The sequence below is a fragment of the Lacticaseibacillus camelliae DSM 22697 = JCM 13995 genome, assembly GCF_001436615.1.
Classification (GTDB): Bacteria; Bacillota; Bacilli; order Lactobacillales; family Lactobacillaceae; genus Lacticaseibacillus; species Lacticaseibacillus camelliae.
Map to the genome: position 1 here is coordinate 1 of NZ_AYZJ01000099.1, position 1,646 is coordinate 1,646.

Annotated in this window: 2 protein-coding genes; one reads left to right on the forward strand and one right to left on the reverse strand. The window is 42.6% G+C overall.

All coding sequences use genetic code 11. The features are described from left to right. Nucleotides 1-16: 16 nt before the first annotated feature. Nucleotides 17-349, reverse strand: coding sequence for a hypothetical protein (locus FC75_RS12230; RefSeq protein ID WP_056989997.1), 333 nt, complete (start codon nucleotides 347-349; stop codon nucleotides 17-19). 746 nt (nucleotides 350-1,095) lie between these two features. Between FC75_RS12230 and FC75_RS12235 the strand changes: the two genes are divergently transcribed. Further along, a partial coding sequence (locus FC75_RS12235; protein WP_156403637.1) for a hypothetical protein occupies nucleotides 1,096-1,646 on the forward strand: 551 nt, incomplete at its 3' end.

A 1,646-nucleotide genomic window follows, 5' to 3' on the forward strand; every position in this document is an offset into this window, starting at 1 on the left:
TCATGGCCTTTTTGGTCTAGTCGCTAAGGTGTTGCACTTGAATTGTAAACTGGGGATCTTTTATGCGTTGATCTGGCCACCGCTCGCGGTTGGCCATCGTTTTTAGCGTATCAACGGTATCTTCATACTGGGGATCAGCCTGCCAGTTGGCTGTCTCCCCTTTTGCATCATACCAAGAGAGATACAGCGCCTTAACAAGCGTGCAGTAATCCTCATCACAGATAATACGCACACCCTTACCCACTTGCTCCGGCGAACTCACATGAACCACCTTATGATCCTTATTGATTTCATCCAGGATATCAAAAAAACTATCTTGGGCCTCTTCCGGTGTGTAATTTTCTCGCATCTTGAACGGCCTCCTGTTCACTTCACCACAACCAACGTGGATACTATACACATCTATCTCGTCACGGTGCGATCAAAGAAAGTATATCACCCTGACATGCAGGCTCGCTGGAACCAAGCTTGAAGAAATTATTAGCGCGACCCGTAAAACATTAAACTGTTATGTCACTTGCTCGCGAAGTGATTTTAAACATTTTTCACTGCCTCCGTTATAACTTACATCCCGATTACAGCTAAGACTCACAACAAAAATACTAAAAATAGAAAACGGTTATTATCATAAATAAAATTTATTTTGTTATTTAAAATTCAATAATACCCATCCGAAAGATGCTTAAATACGTCATAAATAAGGCTCGTGGCCTATTTATGATTAAAAACTGAGAATTTATTAATCAATTATCAGAAGATATTAGTACCTCATTAGACAATAAGGACGGATTTAATCGATAATGCTTTCCAACTTATAAGCGTTATTCCTAGCACTATGATGGCCGATACGCAAATTTCTTTGATCACGTATATTAGCCTGTGACCATTACTCCACTCGCTTACTTGGATATTTAATCCTAAAATTTGAGAATATCAGTAATATTGCTTATTTTTTTATAGTTTATCTATTCAACGATACTCCATATAATTCACCTCAGATGGTATGGGCAGCGCTTTCCCCGGGGGCTAACTGACACTAATGACCATCTACAAGAGCCATTGTTAAACTATACAAATTAATTGGAGGCACCTTGTATGAAGGATAGATCTGGAGCAAAAAGGTTGTACAAAGCTCATAAGGCTTGGATTGCCGCTGGTGTTGCAGCGGCAACACTTTTTAGTGTATCTACAGTCGAGGGAAACTCGGTCGCAGCAGAGACAGCTAGCGGAAGCGAGAATCAAGCTCTTAGTTCTCAGACCGAAAACGACAACAAGTTTGGCGGCACGGGCCACTTCGCAAATAAGCAAGCTGAGAATGACAACAAATTCGGCGGCACGGGCCACTTCGCAAATAAGCAAGCTGAAAACGACAACAAGTTTGGCGGCATGGGCCACTTCGCAAATAAGCAAGCTGAGAATGACAACAAATTCGGTGGCATGAGCCACTTCGCAAATAAGCAAGCTGAGAATGACAACAAATTCGGCGGCATGAGTCACTTCGCAAATAAGCAAGCTGAGAATGACAACAAATTCGGCGGCATGGGCCACTTCGTCAACAAACAAACTGAGAAGACAGACGCACTCAAAGAGGCCGAGATTATCGGCCGCGCCACGATGAACGACATCAAAGACGGTTACGCCATCGG